Origin of the sequence: Gluconobacter kondonii (assembly GCF_002723995.1) — a bacterium.
In the GTDB taxonomy this organism is placed as follows: domain Bacteria; phylum Pseudomonadota; class Alphaproteobacteria; order Acetobacterales; family Acetobacteraceae; genus Gluconobacter; species Gluconobacter kondonii.
Window position 1 is genome coordinate 205,689 of sequence record NZ_BEWP01000001.1, and the last position, 25,031, is coordinate 230,719.

Below are 25,031 nucleotides of genomic sequence, written 5' to 3' on the forward strand. Positions count from 1 at the left end.
TCAGGCGGCTTTAGCCTGCCTGAAGGCCTCGACCAGAAATCCTTCGACGCCTGATGACAGAATCTGAATTCCGATCGCCAGCAGGATCAGGGCAGCAAGACGACTGACAATCCGCGCACCTGTCACACCCAGCATCGCCACGACCCGCTCGGCATAGGCGTAAACGATAGCCACAACGACGGCCATGGTCGTCGCCGCAGCGGAAACGCCCAGATAGTAATCTGCTGTTGGCATATGGGGCGGCGTGGACGAACTCAGGGCGATGGCGACGGAAATACTTCCCGGCCCCACCGTAAACGGCATTGCCAGTGGAAAGAATGCCCGCTCTCGCAGATCCGGCGTTGTTACGGTGCGACCACCCTGAAGCGCCTGCTTTTCCTTGCGGGCCTCGGACGTTTCTGGCTGCAACAACATCACCCATGCCCGGGAGGCCACAACAAGACCGCCGGTGATGCGCAGGGCATTGATTGAAATTCCAAAAAAACCGAGAATCCAGCTTCCAAACCAGATGGACACCAGCATGATGCCCAGCGAATTCAACGCTACCTGACGCGCGAGTTCCACAACTTCGCGGCGCTCGCGCCCTTCTGTTGCCTGCGCGAAAATCAGCGAGGCCCCGAGCGGATTGATGATCGAAAACAGCGCGGGAAAGGCAATCAGCCAGCTGCTGAGCGTATTCCCCAGTCCGGGCGCCAGACTCATGAGCCTGTTGCAGCCTGTGGCTGGCGCTTGCGTGCCAGACGTTCCTCACCCTTCAGAAAAGCCCGCAACATCCGATAGTCCTCGGAAAAACAGCATACCGTCCCGGCTGTCCTGTCTGGACAGACCGTCAGTCCCAGATCGTTATAAACGGCCATCAGGGACTGGCCAACCTGTATGAAAGCGAGCTTGCAGCCCTCCTGCAACGCCAGATCCCGCAGTCTCCAGATTGCCGCCACACAGTTGCGTTCGGAGCCCGCCGGATCGCCCAACCCGATAATGAACTGCCCCGTCCGCAGGAACGGAATGGCCGCGCGCCCTGCCTCGTCCAGCAAAAGCCCGGTCGGACGACGCAAACCCAGTTGCGGTAAGGCATGGGCCAGACTGTGATAACGACAGGCATTCTCAGCCGTCCAGGCCTCGAACCGAATGCGCGTCCGGCGCATTCCGCGCCACAGGACGTAAAACCCGCAAAGGGCCGAAAACCCCAGAAACCAGCGCCCAACAGCCGTATGGGCATCATAGATCATGGACCGCCACCAGATCGGCCCCAGATGCCGCTGTATCGCCACCCAGCCAACCCCCATGAGCCCCAGCCCCCACAGCGACAGGGGCGCAAGCGTTGCTGGCGTCAGAGGGGCGGTCAGAAGATGCGCGCGACGATAATAGCAGTTCCGGAATGGCAGCAGCAGGAGCATCACGAGCGCAATGACAACCGGCCCTTCCCACGGCGCATGACGCAGGATCAGCAGCAGAACCGCCGATCCCAGCATCCCGAGAGAAAATTTCCAGGCCAGCGCCACACGCTGCGACAGTCCCCAAGACAGTGCCGCAAGCCCGACGCCAACCACCGTCAGCAGAAGATCCGCAATCTGCGACACCGCCGCCCAAAAGGACGTCTGGACAGGCGGCAGGTCCGCCACCAGCGCATAGAGCAACAGCAACAGCCCGACCACAGCCTGCACACTCGTCGCCACCGCCACGGAGAAATCCGCTTCCGATTCACGAATGACCTGACTGGGCCTGACCCTGCGCGGGGTTTGCCCGGCCGAAACCAGCGCCTGTTCGCCACGCAGGAACAACTCGTGCCCCGCGAACATCAGCCCCGCAATCAGAAGGGGGATAATATAATAGAAAAGCCGGAATACGAGGATCGCGCCCATGATCTGCGACGTTGGCAGATAAGCCTGCAACGCCAGCAGCATGGCACCATCGAAAACGCCCAAACCTCCCGGAACGCTGGCCATCAAGCCGGCCGTGTAAGAAGCCAGATAGATTGCCAGAAACGTCCCGAACCCGAAATGGGCTTCCGGCGGCAGAGGCGGCAGCACGCAATACGCAATGAGCGCCGTCGCCGCCATGTCAGCCGCACTGACGGCGATCTGTGCAATCGCAATCCCCGGCCCCGGAAGTTCGATCTCATACTTCCAGACCCGCACATGCTTGCGGACGCGCGAGACCAGCACATAGGCCAGCAACACAGCCCACAGGCCGAGGCCAACAAATCTGAGCAGAAACGTCGGCAGATGCATCAGAACCGGCACCGCGTGCGGTTCGATAATTAGGATTCCCCCAATTAACGCCATCGTACCGAGCAGATAGGTCGCGGAGCAGAAAGCAATGATCTGCGCGATTGCACCCGGTGCCACGCCCCAGCTCCGATAGAGCCGAAACCGCACCGCCGCTCCTGATATCGCCGCACAGCCCAGATTGTGGGACAGCACATAGGAGCAGAACGCCGCAAAAGCGGAGCGCTGATACGACACGTCCGCCCGGACATGCAAACACGCCAGCCGGTCATAAAAGGACAGGATGAAGTATGACAGAACCGTCGCCGCCCCGCCCGCCATCAGCGCAGAGTTTGGGATGGCGCTCAGGCTCGTGGTGATGTCGTGCAGCGAAAGATGTCGCAGTTCGCGCCAGATAACGACCACAGCCGCCACCAGCAGAACCAGCCCCACAAGAGCGGGCGCGCGCGACAGGAGAACCTGCCAGCGTCGCTTAGACGGACTGGCCTCCTCACACCCGCAATCCACGGGATCCGCCTCCACCAATGCACAGACTTCGCCCTTCACAGACGAAGCCTGAACATCGGGCAACCGGGACTCCGGTCTTTTCTCTTTGGGCGCGCCCACGGCTCAGCCCTGTACAGGCTCTTCAACAGGCCGCGCGAGAGCTTCCCGGATCAGGCCAACCGTCTCCGGCAGCCCGAACAGGGACGCAAAAATCCCGAAACGCGGCCCTTCGGTCTGTCCCAGCAGAACCTCATACAGGCACCCGAACCACGACCGCAGTTCGGATTTCTCGAAATACCGTTTGCCGACTTCGAACACGACATCCTGCACATCGCCCGGCGGCGTTTCCGGCGCGAGCTTTGCCAGTTCGTCCGCAAGATCTACCAGCCCCTTGCGCTCGGTGTCCGTCGGCGCGCGGTAGGTCTTGTTCGGGTAAACCTGTTCCTGAAAATACGTCAGCGCACAGCGTACGAGACGGTCCACATACGGATGCGTCTCAGGCGACAGCGTCGGATCGTAGCGGCGCAGGAACTTCCACAGCGTCTCGGGCTTGTCGGCATTGGCCACGTTCGCAAGGTTCAGCAACGCTGTATACGAGACCGGGCTGGTGTCTTCCGGGCGGATCGTTCCGCCATGAATGAACCACACCGGATTGGCCATCAGGTCCGGCCCGTCCTGTGTCTCGGCCTTCTGCACGAGCGTCAGGTAATCATCCGTCGCACGCGGAATTACATCGAAGAACAGACGCTTGGCCCGCGTCGGCTGCTGGAACATATACTGCCCCAGACTTTCCGGCGTGCCATAGCGCAGCCATTCCTCGACCGACAGGCCGTTACCCTTGGACTTGCTGATCTTCTGCCCCTGCGCATCGAGGAACAGTTCGTAGGTCAGACCCGCAGGCGGTTCCTTACCCAGAATACGGCAGATCTTCGACGACAGCTTCACACTGTCGATCAGATCCTTGCCCGACATTTCATAATCCACGCCCAGCGCATACCAGCGCATGGCCCAGTCGGCCTTCCACTGCATCTTGGCATGGCCGCCCAGAACGGATGTCTCGAACGTCTTACCGGATTCGTCCTTCCAGACAACGGTCCCGGCATCCGGATCAACCTTGATGATCGGCACCTGCATGACCTGCCCGGTCTCGGGGTGGATCGGCAGAACCGGGGAGTAGGTCGCCCGACGCTCTGGGCCAAGCGTCGGAATAATGGTCGCTACGACTTCGTCATGGACTTCAAGCATACGGCGCAGCGCCGCATCAAACGTGCCGTTGGTGTAATACTGCGTGGCGGAGGCGAACTCGTATTCAAAACCGAAACTGTCGAGGAACTGGCGCAGGCGCGCATTATTATGCGCGGCAAAGCTCTCATACTCGCCAAACGGATCAGGCACCCGCGTCAGCGGCAGGCCGATATGCTTCGCCAGAAGTTCCTGCTGCGGCACATTGGTCGGGACCTTGCGCAGCGCATCCATGTCGTCAGAAAACGCGAGCAGGCGCGTCGGACGGCCGGTCAGCGCCTCATAGGCCTGACGCACCCAGGTCGTCCGTGCCACTTCACCGAACGTACCGATATGCGGCAAGCCCGACGGACCATAGCCCGTTTCCAGAAGAGCGGGAGCCTGTTCCGAAGCATCTGATGCGCGCGCGTCCATGCGCGCGGTGATTTTTCGCGCCTCTTCAAACGGCCATGCTTTCGGAAGCGGCGCGTCAGGAGAGAGGGACGGAGCGATAGGTGTCTTGGATTTCTGCATGATTACAGGAAAAAGTAGGGAGACACCCCTTCTTGGTCAAGCAATACGACACATTCCCGTTTCACTCTGACTAATCCTTCACATTACGAAATATTTCAGTAACTTTTTTGCCCGTCCCAACCCCTTGCAGACAGCCATCTTTCACGTTCCGTTCGCAAAACTCGCAAAACATCCTCGCCGGAATTTTTCCTTCCCGCTACACTGGCCACAATGCCCCGCGCCCCTACCTTCCTGTCGCCATTCGACGCTCCGGCCCTCGTCGCCCGTCGCGGTTTGTCGTCCCTCCTGACCCCGGATGGCGAACTGTTGGAGCTAACAGCGGAAGACACGCGCGAACGTCTCACCCAGCTTCCCCCGCCCCTTCTGGTCCACGGCCCCGCCGCCCTGCGCGCCCTAGACCTCACTCCGCTGTCCCAGCCTGTGCCATGGTTTGACCTGCTGGACCTGTTCCTGTTCGTCCGTCCTGCCACGACCGTCGCACCCACCCCGCGCGGACTGGCCCTCGCCCTCGGAATCGACCCGCCCGAAACCATTGGCGCCGACCTCCTGCCAGCTCTGTGCGAAACCCTTCTCGACGAACTACGCCACAAAGCCGGAACGCCCGAAGGTACGCGCCTGCGCGCCCTGATGGTCCCCCTGACCCGCGCCGGATGGGCCTGGAGCGGCGAAGTCACGGACGTTCTCGGAACCCCGCAAGACACGATCGGTGCCCATCCCTACGAAGCCATCCGCATCTGGAAGCGTCTGCCGCGCTGGGAAGAAACCGCCCCGCGCCCCGCGCCCGGAAGCCAGCCGGTCTCACCAAACGCGGCCCGTCAGCGCCTGCGAGAAATCCTAGGAGAAAACGCCGAAATCCGCCCCGGACAGGCCGATTTCGCCTCGGTCGCCACCGCTGCGTTTGAGCCGCGCGAAAGCATCGGCTCGCCCAATGTCGTCCTCGCCGAAGCCGGAACCGGTACGGGCAAGACGCTTGGCTATATCGCGCCCGCCAGCCTCTGGGCCGAGCAGAATGATGGCGCCGTCTGGATCAGCACCTATACCCGCCATCTCCAGCGCCAGATCGAACAGGAACTCCGACGCCTCTATCCGGGTGAAAAGATTCTTCGGGAGAAAGTCGTCGTTCGCAAAGGCCGGGAAAACTATCTCTGCCTACTAAATATGGAAGACCTGCTCAACGTCGCGACCTCACGCGGCCCTGACGGCTTCTCCGCCCTTCTCCCCATGGCCCTGCTCGCCCGCTGGGCCGAAGCCAGCCGCGATGGGGACCTCATGGGCGGGGACCTCCCCGGCTGGTTCGGCGAACTCTTCGGGCATGGCACGCTGTTCGGCATTGCAGACCGGCGCGGCGAATGCATCCACGCCGCCTGCCCGCATTATCAGACCTGCTTTGTCGAACACGGAATCCGCCGTGCTCGGCAGGCCGATCTGGTCGTGGCCAATCATGCCCTCGTTCTCTCACAGGCAGCCTGGGCCTCCCTCGCGCCACCCGGTCTGCCGGACGAAGACACCACGCCCACCCGCTATGTTTTCGACGAAGGCCATCACATCCCCGATGCGGCTGACAGCGCTTTCGCCACAGCACTGTCCGGGCTGGAAGCTGCCGAACTCCGCCGCTGGCTGCTCGGCGCGGAAGGCAGTCGTTCCCGCGCGCGGGGTCTGCAACGGCGCCTCGACGATCTGGTCGAACGCCTGCCCATGATCGACACGCCGTTGCAAGCCGCGCTCCAGGCCGCAAGAAGCCTCCCCGCCCCCGGCTGGAGCACGCGCCTGCGCCCCGAGAACCCCGCTGACGAAAGCATCTTAACGCCTTCCGAGGATACGCCCGCCCTGCTAATCCCCGCGGACCCCGCGCCGGAAAACCCGTCCGAAGCTTTCCTGCGCGCGCTCGACCAGCAACTCCGCGCGCGACAGACCAAAGACCTTCGGGACGGATACATTTCTGCTGAATGCGACCTGCACCCCGTCAATGACGACGTGGCCGCTGCCTCAGAAACGCTCAGCCGCGCCCTGACGCGTCTGCGCGATCCCATTCGACTTCTGGCGGACCGTCTCGCCGCACAGATCGAGGACGATGCGGAAATGGACGCCCCGACCCGTCAGCGCATCGAAGCCATGATCCGCACCCTGCACCGCCGCGCCATCAGCCGCCTGTCCGGCTGGATCGGGATGCTTGATGCGCTGCAAACGCCGCCGGAACCGGACGTCACCCCCACTTTCGTGGACTTCATACGCACCGAGCGCCTGCCCCGCACCCGCGCCACACAAGGCGACCATGATATCGGGCTGTACCGGCACTGGCTGGACCCGACCATCCCCTTCGTCTCGACCATCCAGACACCCGCTCACGGTCTACTTCTGACCTCCGCCACCCTGCGCGACCAGACCGGCCATGGCGACGCGCAGAACGAAGCAAGCTGGCACGCAGCCGAACTGCGTCTGGGTGCCACGCATTTCCTCAAGCCACCCATCCGCGCCTCGGTCATGAGCCCGTTCGACTACGCCACGCAGACACGCGCTTATGTGATTACGGACGTCTCGGGCGAAATTGCCTCACTGGCCCATGCATTCCGCGCCCTGTTCGAAACCGCCGGTGGCGGTGCGCTCGGCCTGTTCACAGCCATCCGCCGTCTGCGCGAAGTCCATCGCCGTATCCACGAACCTCTGGAAACGCAGGGCTTTCCGCTCTACGCGCAGCATGTCGATGCGATGGACAACGCGACCCTCGTGGACGTCTTCCGCACCGAAACCCATAGCTGCCTGCTGGGAACGGACGCCATGCGCGACGGTGTAGACGTGCCCGGCGAGGCCCTGCGCATGGTCGTGTTCGAAAAGACCCCCTGGCCCCGCCCCGACATCCTGCACCGCGAACGCCGCCGTCTGCTCTCCGAAGGCCGCCCCGGTGATTATGACGACCGCATCACCCGGATGCGTCTGCGGCAGGCGTTCGGCCGCCTGATCCGTCAGGGCAATGATCGCGGCGTGTTCGTCATGCTGGACCGCCGGATGCCCTCACGCCTGCTCTCGGCCTTCCCCGACGGCGTGGATGTCCGCCGCATGTCTCTGGCCGACGCGCTGGAAAACATCGCCCGCTTCCTGCGTCCTGAGACACAGGAAAACGAACCGCCTCTCCTTCAGGGCTGAGCCAAGGGCTGCACCGACTGCTGCGCCAAGTTACGCATACTGCTCGCCAGACGGTCGCGGAGTTGATGCAGTTCTTTTTCCTGCTCCTGCGCCCTTTCGGCTGCGAGCCTGTCATTCTGCGCCATTTCGCCCAGAGCCTGCGTGACCTTGTCCGCCGCCTGCGCCAGTGCTTCCATCTGTCGCGGGTCCACACCCCGGCTGGCGGCAGTCGTCCGCGCCGCATCCAGCGCACCATCGGCCACGAGTCCAAGGATCTTGCGGTCCGCCTCGTTCAGCGCATCGCGCGCGGTAGCGGCATTGCGGTTGTCCACCTGCCCCACGGCCACTGCGCAGGTCGCTTTCAGGTTGGGAATAGTCTTCGTCAACGCCGAATGCAGCGCCATAATCCGCGCTTCTGCGGCCTCGCGCGTGCTCTTGATCATCGGGATGGTCAGAGCCGCCCGCATCAGCCCTTCGCGCTGCTCGCTCAGATGCCCCGAAAAATTCGCCAGACGTCCACGCAATTCCATGACCTCGGCCGCATCCACAGGGTCCTGTGTCTCCAGCGCATGCTGTCGCAGCGACTCAACTTTTCGCTCGCCCTCTTCAAGCGCAAGCTGCCCGGCTGCGATATCAATGTTCAGTTCCCGCACCCCATGCCGCAGAGCCTGATACATATCCTCGAACGACGTAATGTTCCGCTTGAGATCGGCAATCGTCACCCGGGCCTTGGCTTCCTGCTGATCCATCAGGGCGTTGAACTTCTTGCGGTTCTCGGCAAATCCGCCGAGCGCATCCTTCGCCCCACCGAGCAGACCGCCCATCTTCGCTAGAAAGCCACCCGGAGCCCCACCTTCGCCCCGCGCCAGCTTCTGCAAATCGCCGATCCTCAGGATCTTCACACCATCCAGAACACCTGCCGCGATTTCCCCAACCGCATCGCTTTCACCCAACGTCCGTCCGGCCAGCATCCGGTCTGAAACCTTCGCGAGTTCCCCAAGCGCGCCCATCCCGTGCGACAAAAGCGTGTTCAGATCCCCAAAATCGATCGTCTCCGCCCGCCGATGAGCCTCTTCAACCATGTCCGCTGGCAACCGGCTGATCTCCACCAGCCGCGGAAAAGCGGGCATCGGCTCCAGCGCCACCGGAACGGCACTGCTGGAAACCGGCGCCTCAACCTTCACAGGAGCAGGCGCAGGCTCATCGGCATAAAGATCGCTCAGATCCAGCGGTCTGGTCTCGTCAGAACTCATGTCAGTCATCCAGCGTCAGGGTAAAGGTCGGGTCGATACGGAAATTCGGGTCCGGCTTTCCAGTGTCGTACATGGCCGTGCCGACGGCCAGAAACTCGACGATATGATCGCCCCATACATGCGATTCTTCCCGGAGTGTCGTCCCGATGATTTCATTGGCCCCGACTTCCGCCGCATGAGCCGACATCCGCTCCATCGCGTGCTCGCGCGCCGTGTAGTAGGCCTGCGTAAACAGATCCAGTTCCACACACTGCATGGCCTGTTTGAGCGTCGTCATCAGGCTCCGGCGCGGAATATGCTGCACGCAACATCCCAGAACCAGATCCAGCGGCCGCCGCCCCGAGCGCAGCGCCAGCGCAAAATCCTGTCCCGAGAGATCGGACGTGAACGGTCTTCCATCCGGCCGCCGATATCCTGAGTGCCCCTCGGCATGAACGATGGCCGTCCCGAACGCCCGGAATTCCAGCATGCCGCTATCAGCAAGCTGTGAAATCTCCAGCCGCGTTCCCACGATCCCGTCCGCGCCAAGCTGCTCGGCTTCCTCGCGCATGATCTCAACGGCCTTCTCACGCGCGCCATACATGGCCCCCGTGAGATCCGTCAGTTCATAGGACGTATTGCGGAACTGCGTATTGGCCTGCACCTTCCAGATGCTGTTGCCCAAACACAATCCCAGCGCCCGGAATCCGGCCTGCTCGACGACCAGCAGCTCGCGCACGCTGAAATCCGACGTCGCAACCCGACCGCCAGAAGCCCTCACCGGCGGCACCTGTCCACCACCCTGCGCTGGTTCGGAAGATCCACCCCCGCCCCAACCCGGAGGAAGCGCGTCAAAACCCGGAACCTGATCGAAGATACCCATGGGACTCCCGCCGTAAAATCCACAACACCACGAGGCCGCTCAGAACGCGCCTCAGAACAGATCATTCAAGCCGTCAAACAGACCATCCAGTCCCTCGACGACCTCGCTGACAACCTCACCGCCGACTTCAAGACCCAGAACAGCGGCCTCAACGCGACCATCCCTACCCCGTTCGCCAGCCTCCTCCTCAACCTCGATCCGGTTCGAAACCCCGGCGAAAAGCGGCCGATGCTGCAAGCCCGAACGAACCGCATCATCCAGCCCGCACACCATCGCCGGTGACACCGAACCCTGACCGCCGATGCGCCGATATCCAAGAATACTCACAGCCGCCCGAACCCGGAGCGACTTCACGACACCCCGTTCCGACTGCACCGTCAGTCCGACGATCTCGTCATGCCCCAACGCCCCGTCCCAGTTCCGACAGGCTGGATCGTTCCGTAAGCTCAGCGCCGCTGCATCCCGGGCCGACCGCTTGGCCTGCGTCAAAAGAGCGCTTTCCCCAATGCTGAACGCATCAAAAAAGCCTTCCAGAGGCCCCGTGTAGCGGATCTCCTCCCACGTCCCGACGCCGTAATTCACAGGCACGATTCCTGCTGCAAGCGCCACATCCAGCGTCGCCGCATTCCACGGCACGCAAGGCAGAACATCCAGACGTTCAAGCTGCGACACACGCACCGCCTCACCATGCAACATGAACCCAAGCGCCCCGCCATGATGCTCAAGCCGGTATCGCAGGTTCAGAACAGCTCCCGCCCCCAACGCTCGCGCCTGCTCGCGGATGCGGTCCGTTGCCGTGCGCCAGCCTGCTTCATGCACCGCCTGCCAGTTCATCCCGGACTTCCACCAGGTTTCGGCATGGACATTGCCCAGCGGCATAATCGCCATGGACGGCGTCAGAAGCGCCTGTCGCACCGATCCCAGACGCACCAGAGGACGTGCCAGACTGCCAAGCTCGTGAAACGCCCTTGCCTCGGCCTCTTTTTTCGGACCGGAGGACCAAGGAAACAGGCGCATCACGGCTGGAAATCCGTCAGTTCAGCGGCTGCATGCCCCTCACCCGAAACCGCCAGTCCGGCCTCATAGATTTTTTGACGCAACTCCGTGATCCAGTCCCGAACCGGAACCTGCTTGCGACTGATAACCACTCCACGCACCTCATGCGCGATTTCGGCGACCACCCCGGTTCCGTTACGCCGGAGCACGAAAACTCGTGTTTCAAACCGAAGGGCAAGCTCCTCGATATCGACCGTGCGTTTCAGCCATCCGCGTGTCTTGCGCGTCACGGTTGACTGACGCGGCAAGGCCTGTTCGCAGAAAGCGGCGAACTTTTCCAAAAAACGCTCCCGACCGCCTTCAGCGTCCCGGATCAGCGCTGCAAGATCGTCGATATTCCCGGTCATAAGCCTCTCTTCGAGATCGGCTGTTACAGTTCGACAGGTTTCCTTTCCCGTCAATCAGGAAATTCCGCTTTCGAAAAGTTCACATAAAAAAAGCCCCCGGTCCCAATGACCGGGGGCTTTTCAGGACCAATGGTCCAAGCCGTCATTCAGAGTGTCAGGATCAGAAATTCATGCCTGCCTGCAGGAAGAAATAACGACCCTGATAAAAGCTGCCATAGGTCGCGCCGGCGCTGTTATCCACGCCACTGGCCACGAACGGGGGCTTCTTGTTGGTGATGTTGTTGATGCCGCTCTCGAAGTTCCACTTCTTCCAGCGGTACGCCAGCGTCAGATCCTGTTCGATCATCATCGGGGTCTTGTAACGGCCCGCCGTGGTCGAATTCAGGAACTCAGACTGATTGTTCCAGCGCATCCCACCGATGAACTGCATCATGTATGTCGCCGTGAACGCACCATGCGTCCAGCCGAACGTCGCATAGTCACGAACACGCGGAATGCCATAGGATGCATTTGCGTTGTTCGGGCCACCCGCATACAGCAGCGCACCGGTATAGTTGGTGAACGCGCCACCCGGAACGAGCTGCTGCGTGTAGTTCAGCAGGTACTGGAAATTGTTGGATACCGAGAGGACATCATGACGTGCCACGCGGATACGGTAGTCGAAATCAAAATCCACACCGCTTTCATGCAGAGCTCCTGTGTTCTGATCCGTGGCCGACACCGTGTTGATCTGGCCATTCGATAGACGGTTTATCGCATTGCACAACGAAGAGTTGGTGCCCGTGTAGCATCCGTCCAGAATATACTGCGTCGGAAGCGCGCTGATCGTGTGGTTGATCGAATAGTGCCAGAACTCACCGGAAATGGAGAGGTTCGGGATCCAGCGCGGCGTGATGATCGTACCGAACGTGTAGGTCCGTCCGATCTCAGGTGACAGATGCGCATTACCACCACCCAGCGTCGGAACCTGGCCCGTACCGGACTGATGGAACGTGGAGGTGTTGATGCCCTGCTTCGCGCAGGTTGCAGCAACCGTCGCCGCCGCAGCACCATAGGTACCGACCTGCCCCGCATCGCACGGATCGTTGGCAAGGTTGTAGCTGAGCGACTGGCCGCCATACAGTTCATAGACGTTCGGCTGACGATAGGACGTGCCGATCGTACCACGGAAGCGGATATCCTGCGTCGGAGCCCAGTTAATGGACGCCTTCCAGTTCTTCGCCGTGTCCGACGTCGTGCTGTAACCAGACGCACGACCCTGTACGTCAACCGTCAGATCCTTCGCAAGGAAGACGTTCTTCAGCAGCGTCGCCTTGGCTTCCGCATAACCTTCCGTCACGTCGAATCCACCGCTGGTCGGCAGAACCGTATTGGTCAGGCTCTGACCGCTACTGATCAGTTCGTCAGGCGTGTTGGTCAGCTGCTCGCCGCGATGCTCGAAGCCCACCGCAATACCCAGATCGCCGCCGCCCTTCCAGGGCATCGTCGTCACGTGGTTGTTGTTGATGCGCAGGTTCCAGTCACGAAGCTGGTAATGCGAATGCGTGTTCGTGTTGTAGTTGACGTAGGATGCAGCCTGGCTGCCCATCGTCCCGAACGGATTGCTGCACCCGAAAGACGGGCAGACCGACGGGTTATAAACCAGAGCACTCGTCGCGCTGGACGGGTCAACCTGCTGTAGACCATAGGCGTTCAGCAGCTTCGTGTACGACCCCACGTTCTCCAGATGATCCGTCGACATGTTGGAACCGTAAGTATACGACAGGTCGTAATTCCAGCCGTAAGCAATCTCACCATTCACACCCACCTTGGCCGTGACCGTGTCGGTGGCGTTCTCATCGCGGCGATCCCCGAGTTCCGTCAGACGCTTCGTGATGTCCACGTCCTGACCGAACGGATTATTCGGATCATTGGCAGGTATGGTCAGAACGGACGGCAGCGTGCTGGGCTGGACAGAACCGTCAAACGGCTCGGCTGCCATATAAGTCGAACTGGTCCGATGCGAGTACATCACATTGGAGTACAGGTTGGCATGCCGGTTGAACTCGTAGTGGAAATCACCCGAGAGGCTGGCATCCTGAAGCTGGTTGAGCAGGCTCTGATGCCGACCATAGTCATAACGGTCGTTCGTACCCCAGCTGCTCACTGTCTTGCCGTCTGGGGCAACAGCAGCGTTCAGGCCAGATGCGCTCTGGACATGCGTATAGTTGGAATAACCGGATCCGAAGGTCTCTCCACCCGAACCCACCGGATTATCGGACAGCTGAACCGGGTTGGCCCAGCTGCGGTTACGCTGCAGTACACCACCCTGGGTCATGTACTGACCGAACAGCGTTAGGTTGCCCTTGTCATGATCAAAATTCCAGCCCTTGTAGGCGGAGATCATGCCCGTATCGTTGTCGCCCTGCCCGGTAATGCCACCACGGACCGTAATGTTTCCATCCGAGAGGTTATGACGCATCTTAATGTTGATGACGCCCGACACCGCATCCGCGCCATACAGCTCGGAACCGCCATCCTTCAGGATTTCGACGCTGGCGATCTGCTGAACCGGCAGCGCGTTCAGATCGATGCAGTTCGTCTGACCATTCAGCGTGGCACGCTTGCCATCGATCAGGACCAGTACGCGGTTGGAGCCAAGGTTACGGATGTCTGTGCAGGACGCACCGCCCGTACCGTTGGTTTCCGCGTTGTTTGACCCTGTCCCACCGATGGACGGAATACGCGCGAAGAAGTCGCTGAGGGTCGTGGCGCCCGTCTGCTGAATCTGCTTGGCCGTCACGATCTGGACAGGGTTGGCGTTCTGGTTGTTCGAGGAGGCAAGCGCCGATCCCGTAACGACCATACGCTCGGAACCACCCGACACGCCCTGTGCCTCAAGAACAGCAGCACGACGGCGGCTGGCAGAGGTCGGAGCCGTCGTGGCAACAGGCACAGCCACGGATTGCACGGGCGTAACAGCAGGTTTTGCAGCAGTCGTCGAAGCGGCTGTCTTGTGATTCACAGCCTTATGGGAACGGTGTTCCGGCTGTGTCGTGGACGCGGCGAAAGCCGTTCCTGACAGGGTCCCAACTCCGAGAATTGATGCACACAGCAACAGGTGGCGACGAGATGTGCTCATCAAAGAACAAAATCCTTCAGAAGAATGTTGTTCCCTGTCTAAAGATCTCAGAGTGTGACTGTCACGGAAAATACATACCAGCCATGCTTTTACGGAGCACTTGGGTGCAACATGTGATCTCTACGCAACAGTTATGCCCCACACCTGTTTTTTCGTTATCTTTCAGCAACTAAATAGACAAAAAAAGCCTCTGACCCGCAGGCCAGAGGCTTTTTTACAACAAGCAGAGTTTCCTCCATCCCTTCCCTGTAAGAAATGGAGGAAAGACCGAACTTCGATCAGAAGTCCATGTCGCCCATGCCGCCCATGCCGCCCGGAGCGCCGGCCGGAGCCTTCTTCTCGGGGCGTTCAGCAACCATGGCTTCCGTCGTGATCAGCAGACCACCAACCGAAGCGGCGTCCTGCAGGGCCGTACGGACAACCTTGGTCGGGTCGATAATACCGGCTGAGACCAGGTCCTTGTACTCACCCTTCTGGGCATCGAAACCGAAGACATAACCGTCATTCTCAAGCACCTTGCCTGCGATGACCGCGCCGTCTTCACCCGCGTTGAACGCGATCTGACGCAGCGGAGCCTGCAGAGCCTTGCGGACGATCTCGCCACCGACGCGCTGGTCGTCGTTGTCGAAAGTCAGCCCCTTGAGAGCGGACGATGCGCGGGCCAGAGCCGTGCCACCACCCGGAACGATGCCTTCTTCAACGGCAGCGCGAGTTGCATGCAGGGCGTCGTCAACGCGATCTTTGCGCTCCTTCACCTCGACTTCAGTGCTGCCACCGACGCGGATGACGGCAACGCCACCAGCCAGCTTCGCCAGACGCTCCTGGAGCTTCTCGCGGTCGTAGTCGGACGTCGTTTCCTCGATCTGCGCACGGATCTGGTTGCAACGGCCCTTGATGTCGTCGCTGTTACCAGCGCCTTCGACGATCGTGGTGTTTTCCTTCTCGATGTGGATCTTCTTGGCGCGACCCAGCATTTCGAGCGTGACGGATTCCAGCTTGATCCCGATGTCTTCGGAAATCACCTGACCGCCCGTCAGGATGGCGATGTCTTCCAGCATGGCCTTGCGACGGTCACCGAAGCCCGGAGCCTTGACGGCAGCGATCTTCAGACCACCACGCAGCTTGTTCACGACCAGCGTGGCAAGCGCTTCGCCATCAACGTCTTCGGCGATAATCACCAGCGGACGGCCGGACTGCACGACGCTTTCGAGAAGCGGCAGCATCGGCTGAAGCGAGGACAGCTTCTTTTCGTGGATCAGGATGTACGGGCTTTCGAGATCAGCCGTCATCTTCTCCGGATTCGTCACGAAGTACGGGGAGATGTAGCCGCGGTCGAACTGCATGCCCTCGACAACGTCGAGTTCAGTGTGCAGGCCCTTGGCTTCTTCAACCGTGATGACGCCTTCAGAACCAACCTTCTGCATGGCAGAAGCGATCATCTCGCCGATTTCGGTCTCGCCGTTGGCGGAAATCGTTCCGACCTGAGCGATCTCTTCCGGAGACGTGATTTTCTTAGTGTTGTTCTTCAGCTCTTCAACGACAACGCCAACAGCCTTGTCGATGCCGCGCTTGAGATCCATCGGGTTCATGCCAGCGGCAACAGCCTTGGCGCCCTCACGGATGATGGCCTGAGCCAGCACGGTTGCGGTCGTGGTGCCGTCGCCTGCGATGTCGTTCGTCTTGGACGCGACTTCGCGGACCATCTGGGCGCCCATGTTCTCGAACTTGTCAGCCAGTTCGATTTCCTTGGCAACCGAAACACCGTCCTTGGTGATGCGCGGTGCGCCAAAGCTCTTGTCGAGAACAACATTACGACCCTTCGGGCCGAGCGTGACCTTGACGGCATTTGCGAGGATATCAACGCCACGCAGCATACGCTCACGGGCATCAGCGCCGAACTTTACGTCCTTGGCAGCCATAATTCTTACTCCTGAATGAGGTTTTTACGAGAGGAAACGGGGACGGCTAATCAGCCGATCACACCCATGATGTCGCTCTCTTTCATGATCAGCAGTTCTTCGCCGTCGATCTTGACCTCGGTGCCGGACCACTTGCCGAACAGCACCTTGTCACCAGCCTTGACGTCCAGAGCCACGATCTGGCCCTGCTCGTTGCGGGCACCCGGGCCGACAGAAACGACTTCGCCTTCGGTCGGCTTGTCCTTGGCGGTGTCAGGAATGATGATGCCGCCAGCGGTCTTCTCTTCGCCCGTCAGGCGACGGACCACCACGCGGTCGTGAAGGGGACGAAACTTCGTCATGGATCGCTCCATTTTTGGTCACGCCCTTGTAAAAAGCAGCATGACCGGGTTGCTGCACTCAATGACTGCAGTGCATTTGGCACTCTCGCATGGAGAGTGCCAATGACATAGGCGCCCAACCCGTTTCCGTCAAGGTTTCTCGCTGTCGTTCCCAGACGGACCAGAAGAAAGTTTCCGCCCGTCGAGCAGGCTTTTCAGGCGCTGTTTTTCCATGTTTTCCGTCAGTTTCTGGCCCTTGGTCCGTCCATACAAACGACGGTTGGCATCCGCAACCTTGGCATCCTCAACGCCCTTGCGGCGTTTGCGTTCCCGGCGGAGATTGATGACGTCGCTCATGATTCATGGCCTTTCGGGCATGACAAGACTGGATAGACAGACATGAAACACAGCCCATCGGACAAGAAAACCCCCGTAACAGGCCAGATGGTCAAGCTGACGGCTGCAGACGGACACAGCTTCGGCGCGTATGAGGCAGGCTCGGCGGAGTCGCCCCTCGCCCTCATCGTCGTACAGGAAATTTTCGGCCTGACCGATCATATCCGCAATGTCTGCAACGACTTCGCGGCCGAAGGCTTCCACGTCATTGCGCCGGCCGTTTTTGACCGTGCAAAAGCCGATGTGGTCCTGCCTTACTCACAGGCTGGCGTGACGGAAGGCCTCGAACTCCGTAGCCAGATCCCGTCCGACAAGACGCTTGCTGATATTACTGCCTGTGCGAAGGCCCTGCGTGATGCCGGACACAGGAAAGTCGGCATCATCGGCTTCTGCTGGGGTGGCCTGCTTGCCTGGCTGACGGCAACCCAGACCCATAACGTGGACGTGGCCGTCAGCTGGTATGGTGGTAGCATCGGCAACCATGTCGATACCGCGCCGCATTGTCCGGTCGAACTGCACTTCGGCGGTGAGGATTCCTCCATCCCCCACACCGAAATCCAGAAAATCCGCGACGCCCGCCCCGAGGTCGAGGAATATGTCTATGACGACGCCGGTCACGGGTTCGGCTGCCCCGAACGCCCAAGCTTCAACCGCGACGCCCGCGATCTCGCCTGGTCCCGCAGCGTCGAATTTCTGAAAACACATCTCGCCTGAAGCACACCCCCGACACGGTGACACAGACTGTCGCAAAACCGTGGAAGGGGTCTATAATGATTGTAACCCCGGCGAATACCGCACCGGATCAGACAGGAGTTTCAAGATGAGCATCAATCCGCTCAAAGACGACCCCAAGCACGATGCCGCGATCCGTCACGAAGCGCGCCTTCTGTGGGAAGCCGATGGCAAGCCGGACTGTGGTCCCGAAGGCTATCTCGAAAAAGCCGCCGACCTGATCTCCATCAAGGGCGTGCCGCAGGGCACTCCGGTCAAGGACCTGCCGCCGGTGGAACTGGACGGCGTAGAAATTGATGATGCACGGGCAGGCATCGACCTGAACGCAGACCCGAACCATAATTTCGATTGATCAATGATATCTGCCGCGCCCGCTTTACGCAGGCGCGGCGTTCAGGGCTTCAGCCCTGCTTCAGAACACGTCCGGCCACGGCATCAAGCTTGGCCAGCAGCTTCGGATCGCGTGCAGCCGGAGCGGTGATGATCGCGTGATCCAGAGCGCGCTCGGCACTGGCGTCGACCGAACGCTTCTTGCCCAGCACCGGAATGACAGCCTTCACAAGGCGGCGCGCATTCTCTGCATTGCCCGTCATGACCTTCACGACAGCCTCGACCGTCACGCTGTCATGCTCGCTGTGCCAGCAGTCGAAATCCGTGACCATCGCAACGGTCGCGTAGTTCATCTCAGCTTCGCGGGCGAGCTTAGCTTCCGGCATGTTCGTCATGCCCACAACCGAACAGCCCCAGGACCGGTAGAGCTCGCTCTCTGCGCGCGTGGAGAACTGCGGCCCTTCCATCACCAAGTACGTCCCGCCCCGTGTGAACGGAATCCCAAGCGCACTTGCTTCGTCCTGCACCACATCCAGCACGCGTGCCGAAACCGGATCCGCCATGCCGACATGCGCCACACAGCCCGTATCGAAGAAACTCTTTTCACGCGCGAAACTGCGATCAATGAACTGGTCCACCAGCACGAAATGCCCCGGCGGCAGCTCTTCCTTGAGCGATCCCACAGCCGAAAGTGACAGAATATCGGTCACCCCCGCACGCTTGAGCGCATCGATATTGGCGCGGAAATTCAGGCGCGACGGCGGAATGGGGTGACCCCGCCCATGACGAGGCAGAAACACGCACTGCACGCCCTCGAACGTCCCGAACAGCAGTTCGTCGGATGGCTCACCCCAAGGCGTTTCAACCTTGCGCCATTCCTTGTTTTCGAGTCCGTCGATATCGTACAGCCCCGAACCACCGATCACACCGATGACGGGCTGGATTTCCTGTTCCGAAGACATGTCTGTTCCTGACTGTTGTTTGGTCCGCTCGCCCGTTCTGGACCACGAGAACGCCCGGCGCGCAAGCCTCCTGCGCCGGACAGGCCCCTTTCCCGCATTCAGCAAAATATTTTCACAAAACCCAGCATTTTTACGAAATGAAAACGTCTTTACGCCATCGTCCCGCCACGGATGCCCGCCACCAATGAGCGTCAGTCATGCATCAGCCAACTGTTCGACGACGGCACGATTTGCTAGGACACTGCGCGTAACGAAGTTTTGTCCTGTATAGACGGGGGAAGAAAAAATGGACCAGATCAGCCCCGGTTTCGCCGAAACCGTTCGTCCAGACGTACCTCACGACGCCCTCAAGCAGGACGCCAAAGCCTGGTTCGAAACCCTCCGTGACCGCATCTGCGCGTCCTACGAAAAACTCGAAGACGAAGCGGCCGAAGGTGGTTCGCAGGTCCTGCGCGACCGCACCGCCCCCGGCCGTTTCGAACGCACGGCCTGGAGCCGCCCCGAAGGCGGTTCAGGTGTCATGTCCGTCATGCGCGGTCGCGTGTTCGAGAAAGTCGGCGTCAATGTCTCGACCGTCTGGGGCGAGTTTTCCCCCGAATTCCGCAAAAATATTCAGGGGGCCGAAGAAGACCCGCGTTTCTTTGCAACCGGCGTCTCCCTCGTCGCCCATCCGTGCAATCCGAATGTCAGTGCCGCGCATTTCAACACGCGCATGATCATCACGACGAAGGGCTGGTTCGGCGGCGGCGGGGACATTACGCCCATGTTCCCTGACAGCGCGGAAGCGCGGTCGGACGCGGACTATTTCCACAAATCGTTCGAAGATGCCTGCAACCGTCACGATCCGGAGCATTACCCCCGCTTCAAGGAATGGTGCGACCGCTACTTCCACCTGTCCCACCGCAACGAACCACGCGGTCTGGGCGGCATTTTCTACGATCAGTTCTCTACCGGAAATGTGGATCAGGACTTCGCCTTCACGAAGGATGTCGGCATGGCCTTCCATGATGCCTACCCCGCTGTCGTGCGCCGCCGGATGTTCACCCCTTGGACCGAAGCGGACCGCGATGCCCAGCTCATCCGCCGTGGCCGGTATGTGGAGTTCAACCTGCTGCATGACCGTGGCACGCTGTTCGGTCTCAAGACGGGCGGCAACACGGAAGCCATCCTCATGAGCATGCCGCCGGAAGTCCGCTGGCCGTGAGACTGACCCGACGTGCCGCCCTGAAAGGGCTGGCGGCCCTTGGCGGAACCGCTCCCTTCCTGAACACCCCGGCCCGCGCCGGGACTCTGGCGGATGTTCAGCTCCTTCTGGGCGGCACGCTCGCCTCCATCCCCGGCCAGTTCGCAGAACTGGCAAGCGGCGCCATTTCCCACACACTAGATCTGGCGACACCTCTCGAACTGACCCCAGATATCGGACAGGACGGCGTTCGCGCCGCCAATCTGTTCGACGCCAACAGCGCACCCGACGGTAATACGGCGCTGGCCTTTCCCGGCGCCACACTTCTGGCATCCCTGACGGGCGATTCCCGCGTTCATTACGATTTCGGACGCTGGACTCCCGTCCTCGTGGCCTCCACCACAACCGTCGTCATTGCCCGCGCCGAACTGCACAAGACCCTGCGCAGCCGCCTGACGGGTTTCTTTCACGATCATCCCGTCCGCCTTGCCGTCTCCCGCATTGGCGGCCCGGAACTGAATGCCCTGATGGGCCTCTCGCTTCTCGGCCTGCGTCCCATTCCCGTGCCCGGTTATGTGAATTCGTCAAACGCCCTGACCGCCCTGCATGAAGGCACTGTCGATGCCGTGCAGATTTCTCCCTACACGCTCGACCGACCGCTTGATGATGTCCTCGCCAACCTGCCCGAAGGCACGAGCGCGATCTACTACACCGGCGATCTGACCGACACGCATTCGACGAGCATCCCCATTTTCATGGAAGCGTATCAGCAGGCCCGGCACCGCGCGCCTGAAGGGCCGTTCTATCATGCGTGGCAGGCCGTCTCCGCCGCCGCAGATACGGCCATGGCCATTGCCCTCCCCATGCTGACCCCACCTGAGATTGTCGCGCAATGGAACCAAGCCTGCACGGCTGCCACTGCGGATGCCGGTGTGAGGCGCTGGGCAGAGACGCATCATTTCAAGCTGGTCACGGGCGACAACGCGGCCCCGTTCCTCTCACGGGCCGTTCCCGATCTGGGCGCCACGCTGGCCCTGCGCCGCTGGCTCGCCGTCAATACACCGCGCTGGCGCGAAGGGCAGGAAACCCGCCACCTCTGACAGCTTCAGCGACGGCGCGTTTTCAACAGAATCCGGACTGATCCGTGATTGGCCGCATGGGGGTGCACAACGGCCAGAACCATTGAGCGCAGATCCCCGCGCTGAAGCCACATTGGTAGCTCGCGACGAATCAGCCCGCTGGTCTCGCCGCTTCCAAGCCCCGTCACCACCTCTACACAACGCCAGTTTCGAACCCGCGCACGCTGCATAAAATCATACAGTCGCTCGAACGCCTCCTGCACGACATAACCATGCAGATCGAGCCGCGCATCCACTTTCATCTGCCCGCGTGACAGACGTTTCCAGCTCGTATCATCCAGCCCCGGTGCCCGGACACCCACCGAAAGTTCCGCAGGACGCGGTTTCGGCTTCTCAGACTGTAGAGGCAGAAAAGAGCGTTTCGTCACGACAGGCATGGGGCGCGGGACCTCCGGTATGGAGGCAGGAGGCTCGACCTTGGCCGCAGACACTATACGATGCGGGGAGCGCGGAGACCGCAACGGCTTGATATCGCGGACAACCATCCGCCACAGCGTCGCTTCCTCCTCCCTCAGATCCCGCTTCGCCACACTATCCTCACTTCCTGTCCGGCCACCCTTGTCCATCAGACAATTCAAGCCACGAGCATGTAACGGCTTCGGGCATCATTGAACAATGTTCTTTCGGGACTTTCCGCCCGCGGATGCGTTTACGCCTCAGGTTCCATTTTCCGAAAGAACAGGACCATGAGCCATCTGACACAGGAAGAGCGCGACAGCCTCCCCGATAGCGCCTTCGCCCTGCCTGAAAAACGCGCCTATCCGATCGATACCCGCGCCCGCGCCAGCAACGCCAAGGCCCGGGCCACACAGGAATACGAACGCGGCCTGCTGACGGCGGAAGAACGTGAGCGGATCGACAAGGCCGCCGACCGCCGTCTCGCGCAGGACGATTGAACTGCCCGCATCACTTCAGGCGCCATCTTTTACACAAAGCCATTTTAAATTCACTTGACGTTAAGGACCATGCCGTCAGTCTCGCTTGCAACGCCAGACCGGCCCAAGACCGACCTAGGATATTCCATGCCCCTGCCTTTCCTGCGCAAATTCGCCCCCCTTCTCGCCAGCACCGCCCTTTGTTTCAGCGCGGCACAGGCCGCAGCCCCCTCCGGCGCCCAGAAACCCGGAACCATCACAGCCTCGGCGCCGCTGGCCGCAGCCCTCAGCCTTCCGGGCGCAGGACGTGCCCTGCGTATCACCTATCTTTCGACGAACGGCATTACCGGCAAGGGCCTCGTTCCCGTCACGGCCGAAATCATCCTTCCCCCCGGCCCCGCACCACAGGGCGGCTGGCCGATCGTCGCCTGGGCACACGGCACTGTTGGCGTGGACGATAGCTGCGCCCCCTCCCTCAATCCCTATAACGATCGCAACAGCACCTATCTTTCAACATGGATGAAACGCGGCTTCGCCATCGTCGCAACGGACTATCAGGGCCTCGGCGGACCCGGCACGCATGCCTATCTGGACACCCGCGTCGAAGCCTATAGCGTCCTCGACAGCATCCGCGCCGCACTGGCCAACGTGCCGGACCTGCAAAACAAAATCATGATCGTCGGCCAGTCTCAGGGCGGAGGTGCCGCCGTCGCTACAGCGGCCTATGCGCCGACCTACGCCCCTGAACTGGACATTCGCGGCACCGTGGCTACTGGAGCCCCCTACGTCACGCCCGAACTTCTTGGGGATCTGCTCAAGAATGCCGCCCATCCCGACGCAGGCTACAGCCCGCTCGTCGATTATGTCCTCTACCTTGCCACCGGACTGGCAGGACACGACCCGCATTTCCGTCCCGAAGAAGCCTTCACCCCCAAGGCGCTGCCCTTCTATCGCAAGGCGGCGCATGAATGCCTGACATCCCTGTCCCAGCAGACACAGGCCGCTGGCCTGACATTGCACAACACGCTCCAGCCGACCTTTCTCAAGGCCATCAGCCCGGCTCTGAAGGGCATGGAGTTCCCAACCCTCAAACTGGCCCAGCCCCTCTTCACCGGGACGGGCACAGAAGACCGTGACGTCCCACCTGCGCTCCAGCTTGGGCTGGTTAAAGCCGCCTGCGCTGCCGGATCGCTTGTTCAGGCGCATCTCTACAAGGGTCTGAACCACAGTGAGACGGTCAACGGCTCTTTGGCCGATTCCGCGATCTTCACCAACGAAGTCATGACCGGCCAGCCTGTCCCGCCACAGTGCAATCCCGTTCCGCAACAATAAGCCTTTACAGACACATTCCATAAAAAAAACGGCCCCGGATGATCCGGGGCCGTTTTTTATTTCCGCAGTTTCCGCAGACTTCAGTTCGAAGCCGGAGCCTGCAACGGCTGGTCAGCGGGCACATCCTTCAGAGGAATGCCTTCATATTTGCCTGTCAGCGTCTTGAGGAACGCCACGATATCCGCCACATCCTGATCGGCGATGTCCCGATCCGGCGTCTCGTAACGTGCCATTTCCCGCACGACCTGCTCCAGTGTGGTGGCCGAACCATCATGCAGCCACGGGCCGGTCAGTTCGACATTGCGCAGGTTCGGAACCTTGAACCGCGCCCGATCGCCTTCCGCATGGGTCACAGACAGGCGCCCTTCGTCGGCAGCCGTCAGCTTCGTGTGACGGTTTTCGAAATACGGGCCTTCCAACCCAAGAATCTCGTAAGCGTCACCGCCCACGGCAATACCGCTATGGCAGCCTGAGCAGCCGATTTCCTTGAAGCGCTCATAGCCGCGCTTTTCCTGCGCCGTAATCGCCTTCGCATCGCCCTTCAGATACAGATCGAAACGGCTGTCCGGCGTGATCAGCGTCTTTTCATATTCCGCAATCGCGCCTGTGATCGTGTCCTTGTCGATCTGATCGGAACCGAATGCCGCCTCGAACTGCCCAGCATAAGCGGGGGTGCTGCGGACATGCTCGGCCACTGTCGCCCAGTCATGCGACCCCATTTCGAGCGGGTTCATGACCGGACCTGCCGCCTGCTCCGCCAGATCCTTCGCACGACCGTTCCAGAACTGGGACATGCTGAACACGGAATTATAGACGCTGGGTACATTGATCGGCCCCTTTTGGCCCCCAATACCCGTCGCGGTCGTCAGATTGTCCACGCCGCCCTTGTCCAGACCATGACAGCTTGCACAGTTGAGGGTTCCGTCACCCGACAAGCCCTTGTCGAAGAACAGCGCCCGGCCGAGTTCGGCCTTCTTCCAGTCCACGCCAACGCTCTCGGGAATTGGCTGGATCGGCTCGCCACGGAACTGCGCTGCCACGCCCGGGGTCGCATAATAACGCTCACGCTGTTCACGCACCCAGTTCAGGATGTCTACGCGCTGCTTCTCGTTCAGATGGGCATGCGGATGCATCAGCAGATAAGCCGCAGGCGGCATACGGTTCTGGGTGATGACTTCCTCGATGCGCGAAAGCTGCTCGACCGAAGGCGGCTTGCCCTGCTGCAACGCGGCCAGAACAGGCGCATATTCGAAATGACGCTGTCCCTGCACCAGATCGCGCTTCATGATCTGGTTGGCCAGCGGCAGACTGAAATAGAACGGCAGGTTCGCATTCTGCGTATGGCAGTAATCGCAGCGTACTTCGCTCAGAGCTGCAAAAGCCGCCATTGCCGTCGGGTCCTGACGCGTTGGGCTGCTGGCAGGAAGCTGCGGTGCTCCAGCATGATCGAAATGCTCGAGATAAGTGACAGTCCCGCCCCAGGCGACAACGCCCAGCGCCACCAGACCGGCAATTCCCTTTGTAATCGTGCTGGAACGCACCACTTTTCTCCTCATACTCACGGTGTCGTGATAATGTCGAAAAGTGACACGCAAAGTCAAAGTGATTGAACCTG

The 25,031-nt window shown here is 60.8% G+C and carries 21 protein-coding genes; 7 read left to right on the plus strand and 14 right to left on the minus strand.

Annotated elements, in window-relative coordinates; translation table 11 throughout:
* The 3 genes from GKO01_RS00945 to GKO01_RS00955 all read right to left on the minus strand — a co-directional run bounded on the left by GKO01_RS00945 (window position 1) and on the right by GKO01_RS00955 (window position 4,469).
* Complete coding sequence (locus tag GKO01_RS00945) at window positions 1-702, minus strand: MarC family protein (RefSeq protein ID WP_099285269.1); 702 nt, start codon at window positions 700-702, stop codon at window positions 1-3.
* Window positions 699-2,750 carry a lysylphosphatidylglycerol synthase domain-containing protein gene (locus tag GKO01_RS00950; RefSeq protein WP_373319073.1) on the minus strand — a complete coding sequence of 684 codons (2,052 nt, stop codon included), beginning with the start codon at window positions 2,748-2,750 and terminating at the stop codon, window positions 699-701. The genes GKO01_RS00945 and GKO01_RS00950 overlap by 4 nt, the downstream gene beginning before the upstream one ends.
* An 87-nt stretch (window positions 2,751-2,837) precedes the next feature.
* Window positions 2,838-4,469: a lysine--tRNA ligase gene (locus GKO01_RS00955; RefSeq protein ID WP_099285271.1), complete on the minus strand. Its 1,632-nt coding sequence runs from the start codon at window positions 4,467-4,469 to the stop codon at window positions 2,838-2,840.
* Between the two features lie 210 nt (window positions 4,470-4,679).
* On the opposite strand from GKO01_RS00955, the gene GKO01_RS00960 reads away from it, so the two are divergent.
* On the plus strand, window positions 4,680-7,610 hold the full coding sequence (locus GKO01_RS00960) for an ATP-dependent DNA helicase (RefSeq protein ID WP_099285273.1): 2,931 nt from the start codon (window positions 4,680-4,682) through the stop codon (window positions 7,608-7,610).
* On the opposite strand, the gene GKO01_RS00965 is transcribed toward GKO01_RS00960, so the two are convergent.
* The 8 genes from GKO01_RS00965 to GKO01_RS01000 form a co-directional block, all read right to left on the minus strand.
* Window positions 7,601-8,842, minus strand: coding sequence for a toxic anion resistance protein (locus tag GKO01_RS00965; RefSeq protein WP_167383402.1), 1,242 nt, complete (start codon window positions 8,840-8,842; stop codon window positions 7,601-7,603). The genes GKO01_RS00960 and GKO01_RS00965 overlap by 10 nt on opposite strands.
* A gap of 1 nt (window position 8,843) precedes the next feature.
* Window positions 8,844-9,704: a heavy metal-binding domain-containing protein gene (locus tag GKO01_RS00970; RefSeq protein WP_099285277.1), complete on the minus strand. Its 861-nt coding sequence runs from the start codon at window positions 9,702-9,704 to the stop codon at window positions 8,844-8,846.
* Between the two features lie 51 nt (window positions 9,705-9,755).
* On the minus strand, window positions 9,756-10,721 hold the full coding sequence (locus tag GKO01_RS00975; RefSeq protein WP_099285279.1) for a hypothetical protein: 966 nt from the start codon (window positions 10,719-10,721) through the stop codon (window positions 9,756-9,758).
* Complete coding sequence (locus GKO01_RS00980) at window positions 10,721-11,107, minus strand: hypothetical protein (RefSeq protein WP_099285281.1); 387 nt, start codon at window positions 11,105-11,107, stop codon at window positions 10,721-10,723. The genes GKO01_RS00975 and GKO01_RS00980 overlap by 1 nt, the downstream gene beginning before the upstream one ends.
* A gap of 160 nt (window positions 11,108-11,267) precedes the next feature.
* Window positions 11,268-14,228 (minus strand): TonB-dependent receptor plug domain-containing protein, encoded by a 2,961-nt coding sequence (locus tag GKO01_RS00985; RefSeq protein WP_174694196.1) that lies wholly within the window; start codon window positions 14,226-14,228, stop codon window positions 11,268-11,270.
* 278 nt (window positions 14,229-14,506) lie between these two features.
* Window positions 14,507-16,147, minus strand: coding sequence for a chaperonin GroEL (groL, locus tag GKO01_RS00990; protein WP_099285285.1), 1,641 nt, complete (start codon window positions 16,145-16,147; stop codon window positions 14,507-14,509).
* Window positions 16,148-16,197: 50 nt separating this feature from the next.
* Window positions 16,198-16,488: a co-chaperone GroES gene (gene groES / locus GKO01_RS00995; protein WP_062027127.1), complete on the minus strand. Its 291-nt coding sequence runs from the start codon at window positions 16,486-16,488 to the stop codon at window positions 16,198-16,200.
* 129 nt (window positions 16,489-16,617) lie between these two features.
* Entirely contained in the window at window positions 16,618-16,824 is a 207-nt protein-coding gene (locus GKO01_RS01000; RefSeq protein WP_099285287.1) for a DUF4169 family protein, read from the minus strand.
* 42 nt (window positions 16,825-16,866) lie between these two features.
* Here GKO01_RS01000 and GKO01_RS01005 point away from each other — a divergent pair, with 42 nt between their 5' ends.
* Both GKO01_RS01005 and GKO01_RS01010 read left to right on the plus strand, forming a co-directional pair.
* Window positions 16,867-17,577, plus strand: a complete 711-nt coding sequence (locus GKO01_RS01005) for a dienelactone hydrolase family protein (RefSeq protein WP_244901270.1) — start codon at window positions 16,867-16,869, stop codon at window positions 17,575-17,577.
* Window positions 17,578-17,683: 106 nt separating this feature from the next.
* On the plus strand, window positions 17,684-17,947 hold the full coding sequence (locus GKO01_RS01010; RefSeq protein WP_244901271.1) for a hypothetical protein: 264 nt from the start codon (window positions 17,684-17,686) through the stop codon (window positions 17,945-17,947).
* Window positions 17,948-17,996: 49 nt separating this feature from the next.
* On the opposite strand, the gene GKO01_RS01015 is transcribed toward GKO01_RS01010, so the two are convergent.
* Window positions 17,997-18,887, minus strand: coding sequence for an S-methyl-5'-thioadenosine phosphorylase (locus GKO01_RS01015; protein ID WP_099285289.1), 891 nt, complete (start codon window positions 18,885-18,887; stop codon window positions 17,997-17,999).
* A gap of 286 nt (window positions 18,888-19,173) precedes the next feature.
* Here GKO01_RS01015 and hemF point away from each other — a divergent pair, with 286 nt between their 5' ends.
* Together hemF and GKO01_RS01025 are read left to right on the plus strand one after the other, a co-directional pair.
* Window positions 19,174-20,091, plus strand: a complete 918-nt coding sequence (gene hemF, locus GKO01_RS01020; RefSeq protein ID WP_099285291.1) for an oxygen-dependent coproporphyrinogen oxidase — start codon at window positions 19,174-19,176, stop codon at window positions 20,089-20,091.
* Window positions 20,088-21,170: a type 2 periplasmic-binding domain-containing protein gene (locus GKO01_RS01025; RefSeq protein WP_099285293.1), complete on the plus strand. Its 1,083-nt coding sequence runs from the start codon at window positions 20,088-20,090 to the stop codon at window positions 21,168-21,170. Before hemF ends, GKO01_RS01025 begins: the two co-directional genes overlap by 4 nt.
* A 5-nt stretch (window positions 21,171-21,175) precedes the next feature.
* On the opposite strand, the gene GKO01_RS01030 is transcribed toward GKO01_RS01025, so the two are convergent.
* Entirely contained in the window at window positions 21,176-21,775 is a 600-nt protein-coding gene (locus GKO01_RS01030; protein ID WP_244901272.1) for a Smr/MutS family protein, read from the minus strand.
* Window positions 21,776-21,895: 120 nt separating this feature from the next.
* Here GKO01_RS01030 and GKO01_RS01035 point away from each other — a divergent pair, with 120 nt between their 5' ends.
* Both GKO01_RS01035 and GKO01_RS01040 read left to right on the plus strand, forming a co-directional pair.
* Entirely contained in the window at window positions 21,896-22,105 is a 210-nt protein-coding gene (locus GKO01_RS01035; RefSeq protein WP_099285295.1) for a hypothetical protein, read from the plus strand.
* A gap of 126 nt (window positions 22,106-22,231) precedes the next feature.
* Window positions 22,232-23,416: a lipase family protein gene (locus GKO01_RS01040; RefSeq protein ID WP_099285550.1), complete on the plus strand. Its 1,185-nt coding sequence runs from the start codon at window positions 22,232-22,234 to the stop codon at window positions 23,414-23,416.
* Window positions 23,417-23,496: 80 nt separating this feature from the next.
* Here the strand turns inward: GKO01_RS01040 and GKO01_RS01045 are convergent, their stop codons facing one another.
* Window positions 23,497-24,972 carry a cytochrome-c peroxidase gene (locus GKO01_RS01045; protein WP_301272317.1) on the minus strand — a complete coding sequence of 492 codons (1,476 nt, stop codon included), beginning with the start codon at window positions 24,970-24,972 and terminating at the stop codon, window positions 23,497-23,499.
* Window positions 24,973-25,031: the final 59 nt, after the last annotated feature.